This window comes from Streptomyces sp. MS06 (genome assembly GCF_047200655.1).
Lineage (GTDB): Bacteria > Actinomycetota > Actinomycetes > Streptomycetales > Streptomycetaceae > Streptomyces.
In genome coordinates this window covers 1-17,173 of the sequence record NZ_JBJZOJ010000008.1, presented here as the reverse complement: position 1 = coordinate 17,173, position 17,173 = coordinate 1, and the positions used below count along the sequence as shown (strand labels likewise).

General features: G+C 73.1%; 18 protein-coding genes. 7 read left to right on the top strand and 11 right to left on the bottom strand.

Annotated elements, in window-relative coordinates; translation table 11 throughout:
* Positions 1-27 precede the first annotated feature (27 nt).
* The 3 genes from ACL02U_RS05745 to ACL02U_RS05735 all read right to left on the bottom strand — a co-directional run bounded on the left by ACL02U_RS05745 (position 28) and on the right by ACL02U_RS05735 (position 2,781).
* On the bottom strand, positions 28-798 hold the full coding sequence (locus tag ACL02U_RS05745; RefSeq protein WP_412789540.1) for a prepilin peptidase: 771 nt from the start codon (positions 796-798) through the stop codon (positions 28-30).
* Between the two features lie 255 nt (positions 799-1,053).
* Complete coding sequence (locus tag ACL02U_RS05740) at positions 1,054-1,578, bottom strand: hypothetical protein (RefSeq protein ID WP_412789539.1); 525 nt, start codon at positions 1,576-1,578, stop codon at positions 1,054-1,056.
* 294 nt (positions 1,579-1,872) lie between these two features.
* Entirely contained in the window at positions 1,873-2,781 is a 909-nt protein-coding gene (locus ACL02U_RS05735; protein WP_412789538.1) for a hypothetical protein, read from the bottom strand.
* Positions 2,782-3,083: 302 nt separating this feature from the next.
* Between ACL02U_RS05735 and ACL02U_RS05730 the strand changes: the two genes are divergently transcribed.
* Both ACL02U_RS05730 and ACL02U_RS05725 read left to right on the top strand, forming a co-directional pair.
* Positions 3,084-3,920: a hypothetical protein gene (locus ACL02U_RS05730; RefSeq protein WP_412789537.1), complete on the top strand. Its 837-nt coding sequence runs from the start codon at positions 3,084-3,086 to the stop codon at positions 3,918-3,920.
* Positions 3,921-4,060: 140 nt separating this feature from the next.
* The gene (locus tag ACL02U_RS05725) at positions 4,061-4,756 is read left to right on the top strand and encodes a hypothetical protein (protein ID WP_412789536.1); all 696 of its coding nucleotides are present in this window, start codon (positions 4,061-4,063) and stop codon (positions 4,754-4,756) included.
* Positions 4,757-4,858: 102 nt separating this feature from the next.
* On the opposite strand, the gene ACL02U_RS05720 is transcribed toward ACL02U_RS05725, so the two are convergent.
* The 4 genes from ACL02U_RS05720 to ACL02U_RS05705 form a co-directional block, all read right to left on the bottom strand.
* Complete coding sequence (locus ACL02U_RS05720) at positions 4,859-5,338, bottom strand: hypothetical protein (RefSeq protein WP_412789535.1); 480 nt, start codon at positions 5,336-5,338, stop codon at positions 4,859-4,861.
* Between the two features lie 276 nt (positions 5,339-5,614).
* A complete protein-coding gene (locus ACL02U_RS05715; protein WP_412789534.1) occupies positions 5,615-6,121 on the bottom strand; it encodes a DUF6584 family protein in 507 nt (168 codons plus the stop codon).
* A 198-nt stretch (positions 6,122-6,319) separates the two neighbouring features.
* On the bottom strand, positions 6,320-8,371 hold the full coding sequence (locus ACL02U_RS05710; RefSeq protein WP_412789533.1) for a protein kinase domain-containing protein: 2,052 nt from the start codon (positions 8,369-8,371) through the stop codon (positions 6,320-6,322).
* Between the two features lie 101 nt (positions 8,372-8,472).
* Positions 8,473-9,321 carry a menaquinone biosynthetic enzyme MqnA/MqnD family protein gene (locus tag ACL02U_RS05705; RefSeq protein WP_412789532.1) on the bottom strand — a complete coding sequence of 283 codons (849 nt, stop codon included), beginning with the start codon at positions 9,319-9,321 and terminating at the stop codon, positions 8,473-8,475.
* A 303-nt stretch (positions 9,322-9,624) separates the two neighbouring features.
* Here ACL02U_RS05705 and ACL02U_RS05700 point away from each other — a divergent pair, with 303 nt between their 5' ends.
* Positions 9,625-9,828 carry a cold-shock protein gene (locus ACL02U_RS05700; RefSeq protein WP_004984723.1) on the top strand — a complete coding sequence of 68 codons (204 nt, stop codon included), beginning with the start codon at positions 9,625-9,627 and terminating at the stop codon, positions 9,826-9,828.
* A gap of 138 nt (positions 9,829-9,966) precedes the next feature.
* Here ACL02U_RS05700 and ACL02U_RS05695 read toward each other — a convergent pair whose 3' ends face one another.
* The gene (locus ACL02U_RS05695; RefSeq protein WP_412789531.1) at positions 9,967-10,659 is read right to left on the bottom strand and encodes a helix-turn-helix domain-containing protein; all 693 of its coding nucleotides are present in this window, start codon (positions 10,657-10,659) and stop codon (positions 9,967-9,969) included.
* Positions 10,660-10,737: 78 nt separating this feature from the next.
* Between ACL02U_RS05695 and ACL02U_RS05690 the strand changes: the two genes are divergently transcribed.
* A complete protein-coding gene (locus tag ACL02U_RS05690; RefSeq protein ID WP_412789530.1) occupies positions 10,738-11,433 on the top strand; it encodes an AzlC family ABC transporter permease in 696 nt (231 codons plus the stop codon).
* Complete coding sequence (locus ACL02U_RS05685; protein ID WP_412789529.1) at positions 11,430-11,744, top strand: AzlD domain-containing protein; 315 nt, start codon at positions 11,430-11,432, stop codon at positions 11,742-11,744. Before ACL02U_RS05690 ends, ACL02U_RS05685 begins: the two co-directional genes overlap by 4 nt.
* A gap of 119 nt (positions 11,745-11,863) precedes the next feature.
* Here ACL02U_RS05685 and ACL02U_RS05680 read toward each other — a convergent pair whose 3' ends face one another.
* Entirely contained in the window at positions 11,864-12,499 is a 636-nt protein-coding gene (locus ACL02U_RS05680) for a DUF6817 domain-containing protein (RefSeq protein WP_412789528.1), read from the bottom strand.
* 212 nt (positions 12,500-12,711) lie between these two features.
* Here ACL02U_RS05680 and ACL02U_RS05675 point away from each other — a divergent pair, with 212 nt between their 5' ends.
* Positions 12,712-13,776 (top strand): LysR family transcriptional regulator, encoded by a 1,065-nt coding sequence (locus ACL02U_RS05675; RefSeq protein WP_412789527.1) that lies wholly within the window; start codon positions 12,712-12,714, stop codon positions 13,774-13,776.
* On the opposite strand, the gene ACL02U_RS05670 is transcribed toward ACL02U_RS05675, so the two are convergent.
* Together ACL02U_RS05670 and ACL02U_RS05665 are read right to left on the bottom strand one after the other, a co-directional pair.
* On the bottom strand, positions 13,697-15,637 hold the full coding sequence (locus ACL02U_RS05670) for an AMP-dependent synthetase/ligase (RefSeq protein WP_412789526.1): 1,941 nt from the start codon (positions 15,635-15,637) through the stop codon (positions 13,697-13,699). The genes ACL02U_RS05675 and ACL02U_RS05670 overlap by 80 nt on opposite strands.
* A gap of 216 nt (positions 15,638-15,853) precedes the next feature.
* Positions 15,854-16,033 (bottom strand): hypothetical protein, encoded by a 180-nt coding sequence (locus ACL02U_RS05665; RefSeq protein WP_412789525.1) that lies wholly within the window; start codon positions 16,031-16,033, stop codon positions 15,854-15,856.
* 110 nt (positions 16,034-16,143) lie between these two features.
* On the opposite strand from ACL02U_RS05665, the gene ACL02U_RS05660 reads away from it, so the two are divergent.
* Positions 16,144-17,173: MaoC family dehydratase (locus ACL02U_RS05660; protein ID WP_412789524.1), on the top strand; the 1,030-nt coding region annotated here is incomplete at its 3' end.

Here is a 17,173-nt window from a genome sequence, read left to right as displayed (position 1 = left end):
AGGGACAGCATCACTTGGAAAGGGACATCAGAAACTGGAACCTACACCGGCGCCGGCGAGCACCCCCGCGAGGGCTCCGGCGAGCAGGAAGGGCCCGAAGGCGATGGCCGTCCTGCGCCCGGCGCCCCGCACGACGACCAGGAAGCCGCCGTACAGGGCCCCCAGCAGGAAGCCCGCCAGGGTGCCCAGCAACAGCGTCGACCAGCCGTACCAGCCCAGGACGGCGCCCGTGCCGAGGGCGAGTTTCACATCGCCGAAGGCCATGCCGTCCGGGTTGACGAGGAACAGGACGAAGTAGCCGACGCCCAGCGCCAGGCATCCCAGCACGGCCGTCGTCCAGTCACCGGAGTGCCCTGGCAGCAGCGCGGCCACGCCCAGCAGGCCGAGGGCGGCGGCCGCGAGCGGCAGCGTCAGCGGGTCGGGCAGCCGCCGCACCCGCAGGTCGACGACCGCGAGCAGCACCCCGACGGGCGCGAGCAGCAGCCAGACCGCGAGCTCGGGCCGGGCACCGGTGGCGGCGGCGAGCGCGGCGCAGACGAGCCCGGTGACGCACGGCAGCGCCACTGTTCCGGAGGCGGACGGCGGTGCGACGGTCCCGGAGGGGGACGGCGGCCCTCCGGTGGTGCAGCGCCAGCACGGGACCGGGCCGAGCCAGCCGCGGACCGGATGCCCGGCCGGGCACACCGTGCGCCACTCCTCGCCCGACGGGACGGAAAAACGGTGCGCGGGCCGCGGCAGCAGCAATCCGGCCGCCGCGCCCCAGGACGCGGCGGCCAGGATCAGCAGTGCGGTGCTCATCCCGCGGCCCCGAGGTCGTCGCGCCAGGTCGGCACCAGCGCATCGGTGCGCGGCCGGCCCCGCACGTGGAGGGCGAAGGGAGGGTGGCGCCGGGAGTGGGACGAGGCAACGGAGATCTGACTCCGCGGAGTTCCACACTCCGTACTTCCGGCACCGGGTCGGTCACGGCGGCGGAAGGAGGCGGAGCGGCAGTCGGACTGGCTGCCGGGGCCAGCGTCCTCCCCGCGGCTCCGTGGCGGGTAGGCGGTGTGGTTCTCAGCGACGACGCTGGCCCGCATAAAAAAGACTTCCGCCGACCGTCAGGAACAGGCCTGCCGTGACACCGAGCGTGAGGGCATCGGGAGTGCGCTCACCGGGAAGGTCCTCGATCCACGGGTCGAGGACTTCGAGCGGGTCCTCGAAGAGGACGACGTGCTGGCCCTTGGTGAACTGGCCGAAGCAGTTCTGCTGTTGGGAGAGGTCGAGTACGGCACCCGACGTGTCGACGACCCGGCAGACGGACAGCTCGGTGCTCCCCTTCACCCCCTGCTGCTCGCCGGTGTCGGCCACAACAGCGTGCACCCGCTTCCCGAACTGCTTGATGTACGTCTCGTAGAACGCGGGTCCGGCGAAGAACGGCAGCGCCAGAACAGCCACGGAGGCAAGCGTCGCGGCTCCCGCCCGGTGCCACCGGCTCCCCGCGATGACGGCGGCGGCAGCAACCACGGCCAGGATGACGACGACTCCGAACCACATGCCGTACGGGTACTGGCTGAGGACGCCCGCGGCGAGGCCGGCCACGGGAATGAGAAGGGCCCACTTCAGACTGTCGAGTGAGCGGCGAGGAGCCTCCGTCAAAGCCCCTGGGGTGACGGTGGCAGACGTGGTCCCCGCTGCTGACGGCATCTGCTGCACGGCTTTCGGATCCCCCACTGCCCTGTTGCCTGCTTCTCCGAACGGACACATTAGCCGACGTCAGAGACACGCATCGCTCCCGCTGCTCAACTCCCGTACGTGAGAAGGCCAAACCGAGCGGCCGCGGATGCCGGTGCCGGAGCCCGGAGCTCAGTCTCTCCACCTGCCCGTCCGCCCTGCTCAGTCGCGCGGGGCTTCCTCCACGACTGTCTCCCCGAAGCGCCAGGAGCCCTGATCGCCCACCGCCTCCGCGCACAGACCCGTCTCCCAGGCGATGCGCGCTGCCCGTTCGTGCGAGAGCCCGGGGTAGTCCCCGGCATGCACCTCGATGCAACCGCGGCCGTCGGCGAGGTGGGTGCCGAGGACCTCGCGCAGCCTGGCCTCCTGCTCCTTCCGCGTGGGGTGGTCGCCGGTGCCGGTCCGGTGCACCTGCCGCGTGCCGCCCCGCTGCCTGCGCGCGTCCCGCCGTCTGGCGGCGTCCGACCCCCGCCACGCGATCCAGCCGACGGCACCGAGCGCGGCCAGGGCGAACGCGCCGCAACCGAGGACCTCACCGGTCGCATCCGCCTGCCCCGGCGTCTCGGGCGCGAGTTCTCCCTCGGGGTCCGCGATCACCGTCAACACCTGGCCGACGTGGTAGAGATCGGACGGCGGTGCCATCTCGGGCCCGGGAACACGAGAGCCGTCGCGCCGGAGCAGCGTGTAATGGGCTTGCCGAGCCCTGCGGCCCTGTGCGGGGTCGAGCCGTTCCTTCACCACCGTGACGGTGATCCGCTCGCCGCGCTGCTGAAGAGTGAGGTCGTCGCGGGCCAGGTCGACGACGTGCGCGGCCATCGCGGACGCGAGCACGATGAACAGGGCCGTGTACGTACTCGACTCCCTGGCCCCCAGCTTCCGGATCAGCGCGATGAGGAGCACTCCGTGCACGATCCACAACAGGCCCTGGAGGGGCGGCCCCGCATCGTCGGAAAGGAGAGCCATCCCGGCGATCACGGCTATCGCATAGCAGCCGATGCCGAGCGCCAGCGCGACGGGAAAGCGGGCGCGCGTCTTCCGCGTCCGAACGTCTGCCTCTGCGACTTCGCTCAAGTCCGTCTCCCCGTTCGCCCTCCGTCGGGGCTTCCCGTCGTGACCGGTGTCGTGATCCGGCCGAGTACATCGAGGTGCTCAGCCCGGTTGCGGTGTCCTGACACGCATCGGTGCTGCTCCCCCTCGCCTGCCTCCCGCAGCCGCCTCGAGGGCGCCCGCAGGATCCGCACACGACCGCGTACGGCGTCATCACCGTAGCCGCACCGGCGCCGTGTGCCATGGTCGCGGAGAGCGCAGCCCACTCGGCGCGAGGGCATCTTGGGACTCGTATGCTTCAACAGCGCTGCCGTGGACAGCGCTGCGTGGACAGCGGATCGCCCGAAGGCGTGCGCTGGTGGGGGAGGAGCAACGTGCTCGGATCGGCGCCCGGGTACGCCATCGCAGGCGTCACCGTGATCGCCCTGCTGTCCGCGGCCGGCTGCGCGCCGCCCGAGGGCGGCGGGGACGGGGAGCCCACGTCCTCGACGGGAACCGCCCGGGCGGCCGCGAGGAGCGGTGGCCCGGTGTGCGTCGGTGCGGCACCGGCGGACGGCGTGCACGTCCTGCGCGGTGGTGGCTTCCGGCTGCCCGGAGGCGGGGGCGTGCAGTACTCCGCAGCACACGTCGACGGAACGACGCGCACCGCGACGCTCCGGGACGGCGCGGCCCACCGGTCGGGGCAGCGGCAGTGGACGGTGCGGACCGGGGCGCAGGTGACGATCGGCGGCCATCGCTACAAGGTCCGGCAGATCTGCTCCTACCGGGTCGTACTCGAGCCGAGGGCCGCCGAGGACAGGGACGCTCTCGCTGCGGCGCCGGAAGCGGGATCCCCTCAGGGCGGGGCGGCGGACGACGGCCTGTGCTTCACCACGAACCATGCCGTTCTCACTACTGCGGAGAACGGTTTCCCCGCCGAGGGCGGGACGCTTTCCCTGCTCGACAACGGCGGCGTGCAGCGCTTTCCCACCGGCCTGTCGCTCACCGTCTCGTTCATCGACACCTCAGCGGGTTCGGCCGGCCTCGGCGCGAACTGCGCGGCGATTCCGGTGGCCGCCTACGAGGACGTGAGGGTCGGTGACACGGTCGAATTCGCGGACGTGCTGTTCGAGGTGTCCGGCCTCACTGACCAGGCGGTACGGCTGACCCGCACCAGCGCATAGCCTCCGGGACGAATGCAGTTCTTGAACACCGACGGTTCGCTGTACGGGGGGACTTGGGTCGCCCCGCGTCCCCGGTCGGCCCGTCGAGTCTCACGGTAGGGTCACCCGGCACTCCCCGAGGAACAACCCTGGAGGCATGAGTGGCTTTCGGCAGGAGCAGCAAGGGCAAGGGTGAGGAAGAGGGGCCGGTGGAGCCCGTCGCCTGGGAGTCCGTGTTCAGGTTCGGAGTCGGATCCGTCGAGCGGCCCAGGTCACCCAAGCGGATCCGGTCGGTGTGGGGAGAACCTGCCGTCCGCGTACCGACGGGCAACAAGGACCGTCCGATCCTCGCACCCTGCGCCTTCCTGGGCTCGTCGTCCACCGCCGGCCTTCCGTCCCGTCCAGAGCTCACACTGTTCGAGGACGCCGCCGCCCGACGTCTTCTGTGCTACGTCGAGGAACCCGGAGAGGTGGACGGAGAACGGCACCACGTCGTGCGGGACGCACTGGGGCAGGTCATCGGAACCCTGCGCCGTATACCGCCCAGGCGTCCTTTCAAGCACACCTGGCGTCTCGACCAGCCCGGTAGGCCGGAAATCGTCGGACGCAACGAATGGGCGAGCGGCGGTGCCGGGCAGGTGGCGGCACGCGTGGCCATCCGTGCCGCCTTCGAGGCAGTGGACGGCCTGTTCGACGCGGGCACGGACGACAGATCGCGGAACAGGCCGCGGCTCTTGGAGTGGCGAGCTGGAGACAAGGTCGTGATGACGTCGGAGGGCAGCACGCAGGTCAAGATCCAGGCGAACTGGCTCGACCGTCGGCTGGCGTTCGCCTTCGCCTTGGTGGGGGACGAGTAGCAGGCTCCGGTTGGGCATCGCCAAGTCCCGGGTGGATCCGATGAACCGGTTCCGAGGCGGGCACGACGTGCGCCGGCGGACCGCTCGCGGTCGCCGGCGCATTCACCCTTCGTCCCGGCCGTTCCCCATGAGGAGGTTCCGCGGGATCGCCAGCAGCGCACCGCTGAGTGTCAGGCACGCGGTATCGACCTGTTCGAAGACGATCGCGACGGCGAGGTCGGTGGCATCCGCGCCGCCCTCTGCGCTACCCGACCGCTCGACCCCCGCCTTCCCGGTGACACCGTCGATCGTGACACGAACCGGTCCGCGGGAGAGCACCGCTTCCCTGCCCGAGCCCCCCGACCGGTAGGTGTACTGCCGGTCCAGGTACCACATGTCGAGCCGGCGCGACCCCTTTCGTACCCCCTTGACCCGCAGGTCGATTCGGACCGGAACGCCGTCGATCTGCAGCCATCCGCCGTCCAGGGAGGGCACACCGCCCGTCCCGCCACCGCTGAACACCGCCTCGGGGAACTGTTCGCCCGTCAGGACGGTCCGGTTGTGACGAAGGTTCCCGGCCGCGAGGGCCGAGTGCACCTCCACATCGCCGAAGGGTCCGATCCGACCTCGGAATCCCTGCACATCAGCGGTTGTGACCGGTATCAGATCGAAGACGAAATCAGGCACGGCAGACCTTCCCATCGATGACTCGGGCGCACAACGGGAACCTCCTGGGCCCAGTTGATCGGATTCACCTCGGCGTTGGCGATGCATTCCCGAGCACAGCGAGATCATTTCACTTGCCGGTGCCCTTCACGGCGGTTCCGGACAGTCGCCCCGAACCTCCAGCGGCGCTCCCACAGGCCCCGACACCACGGATCACTTGAAGAGGGCCACGAGGCCGTTCACCGAGAGCGCGAGGAGCACGAGGATCGCCACCAGGCATCCAGCCCCTGCCGAGAAGTCGCCGAAGGCGCTCCCCCTGCCGTCCGCCTTCTCGTCGGATGGCACCGCGCCCCAGTCGACGGGGCGTCCCACGGCATGGGAGCACGCTGCCCGTACTGCGGCCAGTTGCTCTCTGGCAAAGGTGGTTCGGGCGAACGACTCCGGGCCTTGCCAGGCGAGTGCCCGCATACGCTGCGGGGCCGTGCGGTATCTCGCTTCGAAGGCGCCGGTCTCGGCCGCGTCCCGGTCCTCTTCGAGGTACATCCAGCGGCCCGCTTCTGCAGGCTCTCGGTAGAGGCGGTACACCTCGGCCAAGCGCCGGCGAAGCATCAGGTCGTTCGGAAAGGACGACACCAGCCCGCGCAGGCGCTGGCGCGCGACGGGGACTCGGCCGACGGCCAGGTCCGCATCCACTCGGGCAAGGGTGTCTCTCAGCGGCATGAACGCATGATCGGCTACCGCGGTGACCACAGTCGAGCCGGTTTGTCGCTCAACTGACTCCTGTGGCTTCGGGCGGCCTCTGCCGAGACGGGACACCAGCGGTCACGGGACGGCCCTCGGTGGCAGTCACCCGGCCCGTCCACGCCGCCCGCAGTCGTCACCCGTTGCCGGGGCCCCCGGTCGGCCGGTACCGGCGGGCTATCCGACGCGGGAGAGCCGCGCCGTCGGCCTGCCCTCCGCCTCGCTCTCGGAGGAGTACGTCAGGTCGTCACCGGTCGGGGTGAGTCGGACGATGTGGGGCGTGGGGTTGCAGCCGGAGTGGTTGGAGGCGGCACCGGTGGACGTCACCACGATCTCCTTCTCCGTGGCCTGTTTCAGCGTCAGGATGTCGTCGCAGTGGCCGCCGAGCTGGTCGGTCTGCCGCATGCTGCCCAACTCCTCGCCCACAGCTGCCTGGTGGACCGTCAGCCGGAAGGTGCCGAGGGGCAGCGTGCCGTCGAGGGCGGTGCCCTGGCCCTGCCAGGTGCCGAGGTAGCGGGCGGGGACGGTGCCCCCGGTGCCGTCGGAGGGGCCCGAGGAGCCGCCGGGGGAGGCCGAGGAGCCGCCGGACGGTGTGGACGACGCGCCGTCGGAGGGCGTGGAGGAGGCGCCGGGGGAGGATGCGGAGGACGTCCCGGCGGGGGGTGGGGAGTGGGCGCCGGCCGGGTCGGAGCCGCTCCCGGAGCCCGGCAGCAGGTCCAGTACGAACACCGTGCCGACGGTCACCGCCGCCAGCGCCCCGGCGACCGCGAGCGCCACCGTGCAGCTGAGCCGGCGGCCCCGGTCGCTGTCGCGCGGCGTGGAGTCCGCCGCCACGCTGAGGGACAGCCTGCCGGGGCGCCGGTCGGCGGAGCCTTCCGCCGCAGCGAAGGCTTCCGCGGCGGCTGAGCCTCCCGTCGTGGCCGAGCCGTTCCGCCCGTTGGGGGTTTCGTCCCGCGGCGGCGGTACGGCGCCGGCCGCCGGGCCGGCCTCGGCGTGCGGCGGCGGCTGGGCGGCGGCCCCGCCGTCCCCGGCCATGACCGGCGGTGGCCCGAACTGCCCTGCGGAGGTGGCTCCGTGGGCGGCCGGTGGGTATGCCGCGGCTGGGTTGAGGGCCTCGGGTCCCAGAGAGGCCCGGGAGGCCCGGGAGGCCCCGGACTCCCCCGGCCCCGCGGACACGCCGGATACCCCGGATCCGCCCGACGGGCCGGATCCGCCCGACGGGCCGGATGCTCCGGTACCGCCCGGGGCGCCCGGCGCCGGGTCCGCCGTCCCGTCCTCCGAGGGCCTGCTGAACTCCACCGGCCCGGAGGGCGCCGGGTCCGCGTCCGGCTCGCCCGCCTCGAGGTTCAGCAGCCGGACCACGCTGCGGCTGACCTGTTCCACCAGCGCGCCGGGCAGCCAGCCGCCCGCCACCAGCCGGGCCGCGCCCTCCGGGGCCAGGCGCCGGGCCACCTCCGACGGAGCGGGCCGGGTGGCCGGGTCCTTGGCCAGGCAGTCGGCCGCGATCTCCCTCAGCTCGCCGGTGAGACCGTCCAGTTCGGGCTCCCCGTGCACCACCTTGTAGAGGAGCGCCGCCGAGGAGTCCCCGGGGAACGGCGGGGCACCGGTGGCCGCGTAGGCCAGGACCGCGCCGAGGGAGAACACGTCGGCCGCCCCGGAGGCCGCCTCGCCGAGGATCTGCTCCGGCGCCATGTAGCCGGGGGAGCCGACGGAGACCCCGGTCGCCGTCAGCGAGGCCGTGCCGTCGGTGGCGCGGGCGATGCCGAAGTCGATCAGCAGGGGGCCGTCGAGGGTGAGCAGGACGTTGGACGGTTTCACGTCGCGGTGCACCAGTCCCCGCTCGTGCACCGCCGCCAGGGCCTCCGCGAGGCCGGCGCCCAGGGCCCGCACCGAGTGCGCGGGCAGCGCGCCGCCCTCGGCGACCGCCGCGGCCAGGGAGGGACCGGCGACGTAGGCGGTGGCGACCCAGGGCACCGCGGCCTCCGGGTCGGCGTCCAGCACCGGCGCGGTCCATGCGCCGCCCACCCGGCGGGCCGCCGCGATCTCGCGCCGGAACCGGGCGCGGAACTCCTCGTCCAGCGCGAAGTGCGGATGCACGATCTTCACGGCGACGGTGCGGCCCGAGGAACTGCGTCCCAGGTACACCCGGCCCATCCCGCCGGAGCCCAGCCGGCCGAGCAGCCGGTAGGGCCCCACCTCGGTGGGTTCGTCGGCAGCGAGCGGCTGCATGATGGCGTGGTTCCTCCCCCGTGTGCCGTCCCCCGTGCGCCTTGGCTCACAGCAGGGTAGTGCGGCCCCGCCCGATCCTCACCGCTTCACCCGCCCCGACCTCACTGCTTCAGCAGGTCCACCTTCACGTCGGCCGGGAATCCGGTGGTGGATCCGACCCGCCGCGCGAACTCCGCCACCGCCTCGAGCTGGCGGGCGCCGAAGCTGAAGTCCAGGGTGGTGAAGTACTGGGCGAGGGTCCGCTCGTCGAAGGCCTCCCAGCGGGCCGCCTGCTCAGCCACCTTGCCGACCTCCTCCAGGGAGAGGTTGCGGGAGGCGAGGAAGGCCTCGTGGACCCGGCGGGTGATGGCGGGCTCGCGCTCCAGGTAGTCGCGGCGGGCCGCCCAGACGGCGAAGACGAACGGCAGCCCGGTCCACTCCTTCCACAGCGCGCCCAGGTCGTGCACGGCCAGGCCGTAGCGGGGGCCGTCGAGCAGGTTGGCCCGCAGTGCCGCGTCGCCGATCAGCACCGCGGCCTCCGCCTCCTGCATCATCAGGCTCAGGTCCGGCGGGCAGGTGTAGTAGTCGGGCCGGACGCCGTACCGCTCGGCCAGCAGCAGCTGGGCGAGGCGGACGGAGGTGCGGGAGGTCGAGCCGAGGGCGACCCGGGCGCCGTCCAGGCGTTCCAGCGGGACCTGCGAGACGATCACACAGGACATCACGGGGCCGTCGCAGCCGACGGCGATGTCGGGGAAGGCGACGAGTTCGTCGGCGTGCCTCAGGAACTCGACGAGGGTGATCGGCCCGATGTCGAGGTCGCCCGCCACCAGTCGCTCGCTGAGCTTCTCCGGGGTGTCCTTGGTGAGCTCGAAGTCGAGGAGGGTGCCGGTTCTCGCGAGCCCCCAATAGAGGGGCAGGCAGTTCAGGAACTGGATGTGGCCGACACGCGGCCGGGTGCGAGAATTGTCCACATCGCGAGACTAGCCCCCGGGTCGGGCGAGGCGTCCCGCACCCCCGCCGGTGACCTCCGGTCGACCATCCGGGTGGATCGTTCAAACATCCGAGTGACGTGATCTTGGCCTCTCTTGCTTTCCGGTGCCTGCATGCTAGGCTCGCCACAAGTTGCAGTTTGGTTTCCCTTGCAGTGCAGAGCCTGCGGAGCATGTGACCGCGGGCTCTAGTCGTTTTCAGACGAATGCAGTTGTGCGGCATGGACGTGTTTTCACACTTGCAGGTTCTGGAGCAGGGCGACCCTTTGGGCCCAAGGAGGGCTTATGGCTACCGGAACCGTTAAGTGGTTCAACGCCGAAAAGGGCTTTGGCTTCATCGCCCAGGAAGGCGGCGGCCCCGACGTCTTCGTCCACTACTCCGCGATCAACGCCACCGGCTTCCGCTCCCTCGAGGAGAACCAGCAGGTGAGCTTCGACGTCACGCAGGGCCCGAAGGGTCCCCAGGCGGAGAACGTCACCCCGGTCTGATCGCAGACTGAGTGCAGTACCCAAGGAGCCCTGTCGCCGGACCGGCGACGGGGCTCCTGCCTTTGTCCTGCGGTATTCCAGTGATCCAGTACTCCACCGGGTGAATTCCCGGTGAATTCCCGGCCTGCGCGACAGAACTCAGGCGTGCTGCATGACCAGTACGAACATCGTGCCGGGAGCGAGTGCTTCATAGGAGTGCGGGACGTCGCCGCGATAGGTCATGTAGTCGCCCGGGCCCAGTTCGGCCTCCGCCCCGGACGGCCCCGCCTTCACCCGTCCCGCACCGACGATCAGATGCTCCACCGTTCCCGGAATGTGTGGTTCCGATTGGCGGGCCGACCCGGGTTCCGCCCGTAGGTGGTAGATGTCGCGGCGGGCGCCCGGAGGACTGGCCGACAGGAGGGTCGCCAGGTAGGGAGCCTGCTCCGAGGCGACCGAGGGCCCCTGCCCGGCACGGATCACCCGCACCGCGGGTGCCGGCGGCTCGACCAGCGCACTGAACGGCACGCCCAGCGCCACGGCCAGCGCCCAGAGCGTCTCCACACTCGGATTGCCGCTCGCCCCTTCGAGCTGCGACAGCGTGGACTTGGCGATACCGGCCCGCTTTGCCAACTCGGAGAGGGACAGCCCGGCGCGGGTGCGCTCGCGCCGGAGCGATGCGGCGATCCAGTCCAGCGGGAGCCTTGCCGGCGCCGCGGCGCCCGCCGGCCCGCCACGGCCACCGCCACCCGCCGGCCCGCCACCGCCACCCGCCTCTCGGCCGTCCGGATTCCTCCGGCCCTTGCCCGCGGATCCCTTCCGGCTCTCCGAAGCGTCCGGACTGTCGGACATCACCACTCCTTCCGTTCGCCACATCGGTCCGATCGTTCGTCTTGACGAACACACCGTTGACCGTTCAGTGTGAAAAACATGCGTTCGGCACAACGAACATACTCCGCGGACCCGGAGCTGCTGCGGGACGTCTCCCTCGTCTGCCTGGCCGGCGGCATCGTCGGCGTGTCCTTCGGCGCGATCGCGGTGGCCGGGGGTCTGCCCGTGTGGGTGCCGGTGGTGATGTCGCTCCTCGTGTACGCGGGGTCGGCCCAGTTCACCGCGGTCGGCATCCTGCTCGCCGGCGGCGGCCCGGTCGCCGCCGCGGCCACCGGGCTGCTGCTCAACGCCCGCACGGCAGCCTTCAGCCTGGCCGTCGCCGACCTCATCGGTGGGGGCCGCGCCGCCCGGCTGCTCGGCGCGCACCTGGTCACCGACGAGACGGTCGCCTTCGCACTGGCCCAGTCCGACCCGGCACGGCGCCGGACCGCGTTCTGGGTGTCGGGCGTCGGCCTGTTCGCCGTGTGGAACACCGCCGTCCTGGCCGGGGCGCTGGCCGGCCGGGCACTGGGCGACACGGCCGTCTACGGACTGGACGCCGCCTTCCCCGCCGTCCTCACGGCACTGGTCCTGCCCACCCTGCGGGAGAACCCGGCGGTCCGGCGCGCGGCACTGCTCGGCGCGGCCCTCGCCCTCGCCGTCACCCCGTACGTCCCGGCCGGTGTGCCGGTACTGCTCGCCCTGGCCGGGCTGCTCGCCCGCGGCCCCCACCACGGAAGGGGGGACGCGGCATGAACGCGACGGTCGTGGTGATCCTCGCGCTGGCCGCCGGCACCTACGCGTTCCGGCTGACCGGTCCGCTGCTGCACGGACGGGTCAGCATCCCGCCGGGTGTGCAGCGGCTGCTGTCCGCGGGGGCCGTCGTCGTGCTCGTGGCCCTGTTGGCGACGGGCGCCCTCACCGAGGCGGGCGGGTTCGCCGGGTGGGCTCGCCCGGCCGGGGTCCTGGCGGGCGGGGTGCTGGCTTGGCGTCGGGCGCCGTTCGCGGTGGTCGTCCTGGGCGCTGCGGGTACCGCGGCGGCGCTGCGAGCGGCGGGCGTGGCCTGAACCCGACGCCCGCCGACCCGCCCCGGACCCTTCCCCACCGAACGCCGACCCCCGACTCCTGCTCCGACAACAACAGCGACGGCGACAGCGGTCAGCCGCCAGCGGTCAGCCGTCAGCGGTCAGCCCGCGCTCGCTCCGAGGATCGAGCGGCAGTCCTCCCATGCGGCGCGGCTGAGCTGCGGCCGAAGGCGGGTGAACAGGGCCAGCAGCCCCGGGCCGTGGCGGTCGCGGAAGGCGGAGTCCCTTACGGCGAGGTCGAGTTCGTTGGCTGCGGTCAGCTCCGCGAAGTCGTGCAGCTCTCCGGGTGCCGGGGGATCGGCCCGCCCCGTGAAGCGGTCGTGGAACAGGGCGTTCGGGGAGCCGAGGCCCGCGTACGTGGCCGTGCGCGCACACCCGCCGTACCGCCGGACGATCGTCTCGGCCTCGGCACCGATGACCCCCGCGAGGTCGGCGCGACGGTCGAGGGGGAGCAGGACCGCGGGAAAGCCGTCCGTGCCGTAGCAGGCGTGGCACAGTCCGGCCAGCCGGAGCGCGGGGCGGGCGCCCCAGCCGGCGAGGCGGGAGCGGACCCGGCCGAGGTGGTCCAGGAGGGTGCCGCCGGGGTGCGGAACGCGGTCGGCGCCGAGATCCCGTAGGAAGGCCGCGGCCCGAGCCGCGGCGGGGTCCGGGGCCGTGTCCGTGTCCGGGGGCGTGCCCGGTTCCGGGTCCGGATCCGAGTCCGGGGGCTGCTGGGGATGCATCGGGGAGGTCGGCACGCGGGGTCTCCTGTGCGGTGGGCCGGGACTGGGCGCAGCGGTGGGTGGGTCGGCACCCGCTCCCTCCTCCCTGCCGGTCCGGACTGCGGCCGAGTGGTGGGGCGGGTTGCCGCCCGGGGCCCTGCAGTGATCGTCGTACAGCCGCACGAGTGCAGTCAATCCTTGGGATTTGTTGCCGGACCCAAGGTCTGCCTTGGGTATCGTGCGCCCCTGTGACTCTCGACGACCTGCGCGTTTTCGTGGCCGTGTGCCGCGCCGGAAGCCTCAGTGCGGTGGCCCGCGACCTCGGCTGCACCCAGTCCGCGGTCAGCCAGCACGTCCGGCGGCTGGAACGGGAGACGGGCGTCGCCCTGTTGGAGCGGCAGCCGCGCGGGGTCGCCCCCACGGATGCGGGCCACGTCCTGAAGGAGGCTGCCGGGGAGGGTATTTCGGCGCTGGACCTGGCGGTGCGCCGGCTTCGGGACCTCGCCGACGGCGGGAGCGGGTGCGTGCGGGTGGCGACCGGGGCGACGACCGTACGTCATTTCATGGCGGACGCGGTGGTGGCGTTCCGGCGCAGGTATCCGGCGGTCAACCTGGAGTTCCGCACGGTGAGTTCGGGGCGCGGCAGCCTCGACGCGCTGGCGGACGGGACGCTCGACCTGGCGTGGATCACCCTGGGCCCCCCGGCGCGGGGCGTCGAGCAGCGGCCGGTGGTGGACCTGCCGTGGGTGCTGGCGGTCGGCAGCGACGACCCCCTGGCCCGGCAGGGCTCGGTGGACCCGGTGGCGGACCTGCGGGACGTGCGCCTGATCCGCCTGCCGCCCAACTCCGCCTCGGCGGCCCGGCTGGAGGCCGCCTGCGAGGAGTTGGGGGTTCGGCTGGCGTACGACACCAGCGTCGCCGACTGGGACACGGCGCTGCTGCTGGCCGAACTCGGCGTGGGCCGGGCGGTGGTTCCAGCGCTGCCCGGTCTGCCGGTGCCGGGGACCGGCGGTCTGCGCCTGGTACCGGTGCGGGGGTTGCGCCCGCTGCCGGTGGGCTGGGCGGTGCGCCGTTGGGACGCGCTGAGTCCGGCGGCCCGGGCGTTCGCGGACACGGTGGCGGCGGGCCAGGCCCGTACTGCCGGAGCCACGGACGGCCAGGCCCGTACTGCCGGAGCCACGGACGGCCAGGCCCGTACTGCCGGAGCGGCGGAGGGCGGTACCGGCGATCCGGCTAGCGGTCGTACAGCGCCTCCACATCCCCGGCGAAGTCGCGCAGGATCGCCTGGCGCCGCAGCTTCATCGACGGGGTGAGATGGCCCGCCTCCTCGGTGAAGTCCACCGGCAGGACGGTGAAGCGGCGGATGGACTCCGGGCGGGAGACGAGCGTGTTGGCCTCGTCGACGGCCCGTTGCAGCACGGCGTGCAGTTCGGCGTCGTCGCGGAGGAGTTCCGCGGTGGCGGGGTGCCTGCCGTTCATGCGGCGCCAGTGCGAGACGCCGTCCAGGTCGAGGGTGAACAGGGCGGCGACGTAGGGGCGTTGGTCGCCCACGAGGAGGCAGTGCGAGACGAGGGGGTGGGAGCGGAGCCAGTTCTCCATCGGGGCGGGCGCCACGCTCTTGCCGCCGGAAGTGATCAGCAGCTCCTTCTTGCGTCCGGTGATCGTCAGGTATCCCTCGTCGTCCAGCTCGCCGAGGTCGCCGGTGGCCAGCCAGCCGTCCCGGGCGGCCGGTACGACACCGCCGGCCGCGGGGTCCCAGTAGCCGCGCAGCACGTGCTCGCCGCCGACGAGGATCTCGCCGTCGGCGGCGATGCGGATCCTGGTGCCGGGCAGCGGCCAGCCGACGGTGCCCAGGCGGGGTCTGAGCGGCGGTGTGACCGTGGTGGCGCCGGTCGTCTCGGTCAGCCCGTAGCCCTCGTAGATCTCGATGCCCGCACCGGCGTAGAACGCGGCCAGTCGGCGGCCGAGCGGTGAGCCGCCGCAGATGGCGTACTTGACCCTGCCGCCCATCGCGTTGCGGATGCGCCGGTAGAGCAGGGGGTCGTAGAAGGCGCGCGCAGTCCGCAGCGCGCGGGAGGGGCCGGGGCCGGTGCCGGTCTGCCGAGCCTCCAGCGCCTCCCCGTACCGGCGGGCGACGGCGGCCGCCCGGTCGAAGGAGGAGGCCCGGCCGCCGGTCTCCGCCTTCGCGCGGGCGCCGTTGTAGATCTTCTCCAGCATGTACGGGATGGTCAGCAGGCAGGTGGGCCGGAAGGCGGCCAGGTCCGGCAGCAGGTCCTCGGCCTTCAGGCTGGGCGCGTGGCCCAGCCTGACCCGGGCGCGGACGCAGGCCACGGCGACCATGCGGCCGAACACGTGCGACATCGGCAGGAACAGCAGGACCGACGCCTCCTCGCCGACGTTCGCCCGGAAGACGGGGTAGAGGAGTTCGATGGCGTTGTCGACCTCGGCGAAGAAGTTGCCGTGGCTGAGCGCGCAGCCCTTCGGGCGGCCGGTGGTGCCGGAGGTGTAGATCAGGGTGGCCAGGGTGTCCGGGCCCAGCACCCCGCGGCGGACGCTCACCTCCTGGTCGGGAACGGTGGCCGCGCCGAGTTCGGCGAGGCGGTCGACGTGGCCCTTCTCCATCACCCACAGGTGGCGCAGCTCGGGCAGTCGGCCGCGTTCGGGGCCGACGGCGGCCGCCTGGGCGGAGGTCCCGGTGACGAGGGCGACCGCGCCGGAGTCCTGGAGTATCCAGCGGACCTGGTGCACCGAGGAGGTGGGGTAGACGGGTACGACGACCAGTCCGGCCGCCCAGGCGGCGAAGTCGAGGAGCGTCCACTCGTAGGTGGTGGGTGCGAGGACGGCGATCCGGTCGCCGGGCACCAGGCCCTCCGCGATCAGCCCTTTGGCGACGGCGAGCACCTCCCCGGCGAACTGCGCCGCCGTCACGTCCGCCCAACGGCCGTCGGGGATGCGGCGGCTGAGCACGACGGAGTCCGGGGCGGCGGCCGCGTTCTCGAACGGCAGGTCGGCGAGGGAGCCGTGCCGCACGGTCCGGGCGAGGGGCGGGACGTGGGCTTCTCTGACGGTGCCGTCCAGCCGCCTGGTCTCGGGCGCCACCAGGGCGGGGGCGCGGGTGCCGTCGAGGTCGCCGAAGGCGTCGGGGGCGGCGGGAGGAGGGTGTGGCGTGGACACGAGCGGCTCCTGAGGCGGGCGGCGGGCTGCCGGCTGTTGCCTGTGACGTACGTGCCCCGCGGGCCGGGGCGTTCAGCCGCGGGCGGCCCTCGGAGGGGCGGCGTTCACCAGCGGCGGGACAGGGAATCGTACGGTGCCCCTGTGGGGGCCCTGTGCGGGTTCCGGCAGGGTCCGGGGGCGGGGGTGTGCAGCCTCGCGGGCCGCGCTGAGGGGCAGTCAGCAGGCTTCTGGAGCGGCCTGGTTGGCGGCCGGTCCGGCCGTCCTCGTGCCGGGCCGCCGGATACCGGTCGCGGTGTTGTCCCGCTGGTGGTCCCCGGCGGCCTCCCGTCGGCCGGTCGCGGCTCTCCGGTCGGCGCGGTGGCCCTTGCTCCCGCGGTGCGGCTCCGCAGCGCTCATCTCCACCCGCTCCTCCCCCTCCGACAGAGACTTACCTCCGGTAACATTACTCCACAGTAAGTAGGGGCGTTAAGTGCTCCGCCACCGTCGGGACGAGCTGGGAGTGGCACATGGCCGGGCGGACGGAACCTGCCGGGGGCGCGACGACCGTCGTACTGGCCGCCCCGCCGGCCCTGGGCCCGCTCCTCGCCCGCGGCGCGCTGCTGTCCCCCTTCAAGCGGCCCGGCCCGCTCGCCGCCGCCCCGCCCACCCGGGTCGCGCTGACCGGCCTGCGGGTCGAGCCCACCCGCCTGGCCGCCTACGAGCGGGTGTGCGGATTCGCGACCGGCGGTGACGCCCTGCCGGTCACCTACCCGCACGTGCTCGGCTTCCCGCTCGCCGTGCGGTTGATGAGCGACCGCGCGTTCCCGCTGCCGCTGCTCGGCCTGGTACACACCTCGATCACGCTCACCCGGCACACCTCGCTCGCCGTCGGCGGGGAGTACGAACTCACCGTGCACGTCGACGGCCTGCGCCCGCACCGGCGCGGCACGGAGGCCGTCGTGGTCACCGAGCTGCGGGACGGCGGGGCCACGGTGTGGGAGTCGACGAGCACCTATCTGGCCCGGCACCGCACGTCCGCGTCCACTCCAGCACCCCCGGCAGCCCCCACGTCCCCGGCAGCCCCAGCGTCTCCGGCGCCTCCGACCTCTCCGGCACCTCCGGCACCTCCGGCACCTCCGGCGTCCTCTCGGCCGCCCCAGCCGCCGCCGCACCGGCCGACACCGCCCCAGCCGCCGCCCCACCGGCCGGCACCGCCCCAGCCGCCGGACCGGCCGACACCGCCCGAGCCACTGCCGGACCTCGCCGCCTGGCGGCTCGCGGACGACCTGGGGCGGCGCTACGGCGCGGTGTCCGGCGACCGCAACCCGATCCACCTGCACCCGCTCACCGCCCGCCTGTTCGGCTTCCCCCGGACCGTCGCCCACGGCATGTGGACCGTGGCGCGCTGCCTGGCCGCGCACGGCGTACCGGACGCCGTGCACGCGCACGCCGAGTTCCGGTCACCGGTACTGCTGCCGGGGACGGTGCGGTACGCCGCACGCGACGGCCGGTTCGCGCTGCGCGGTGCCGACCGGCTGCACCTGACCGGGCGGATCG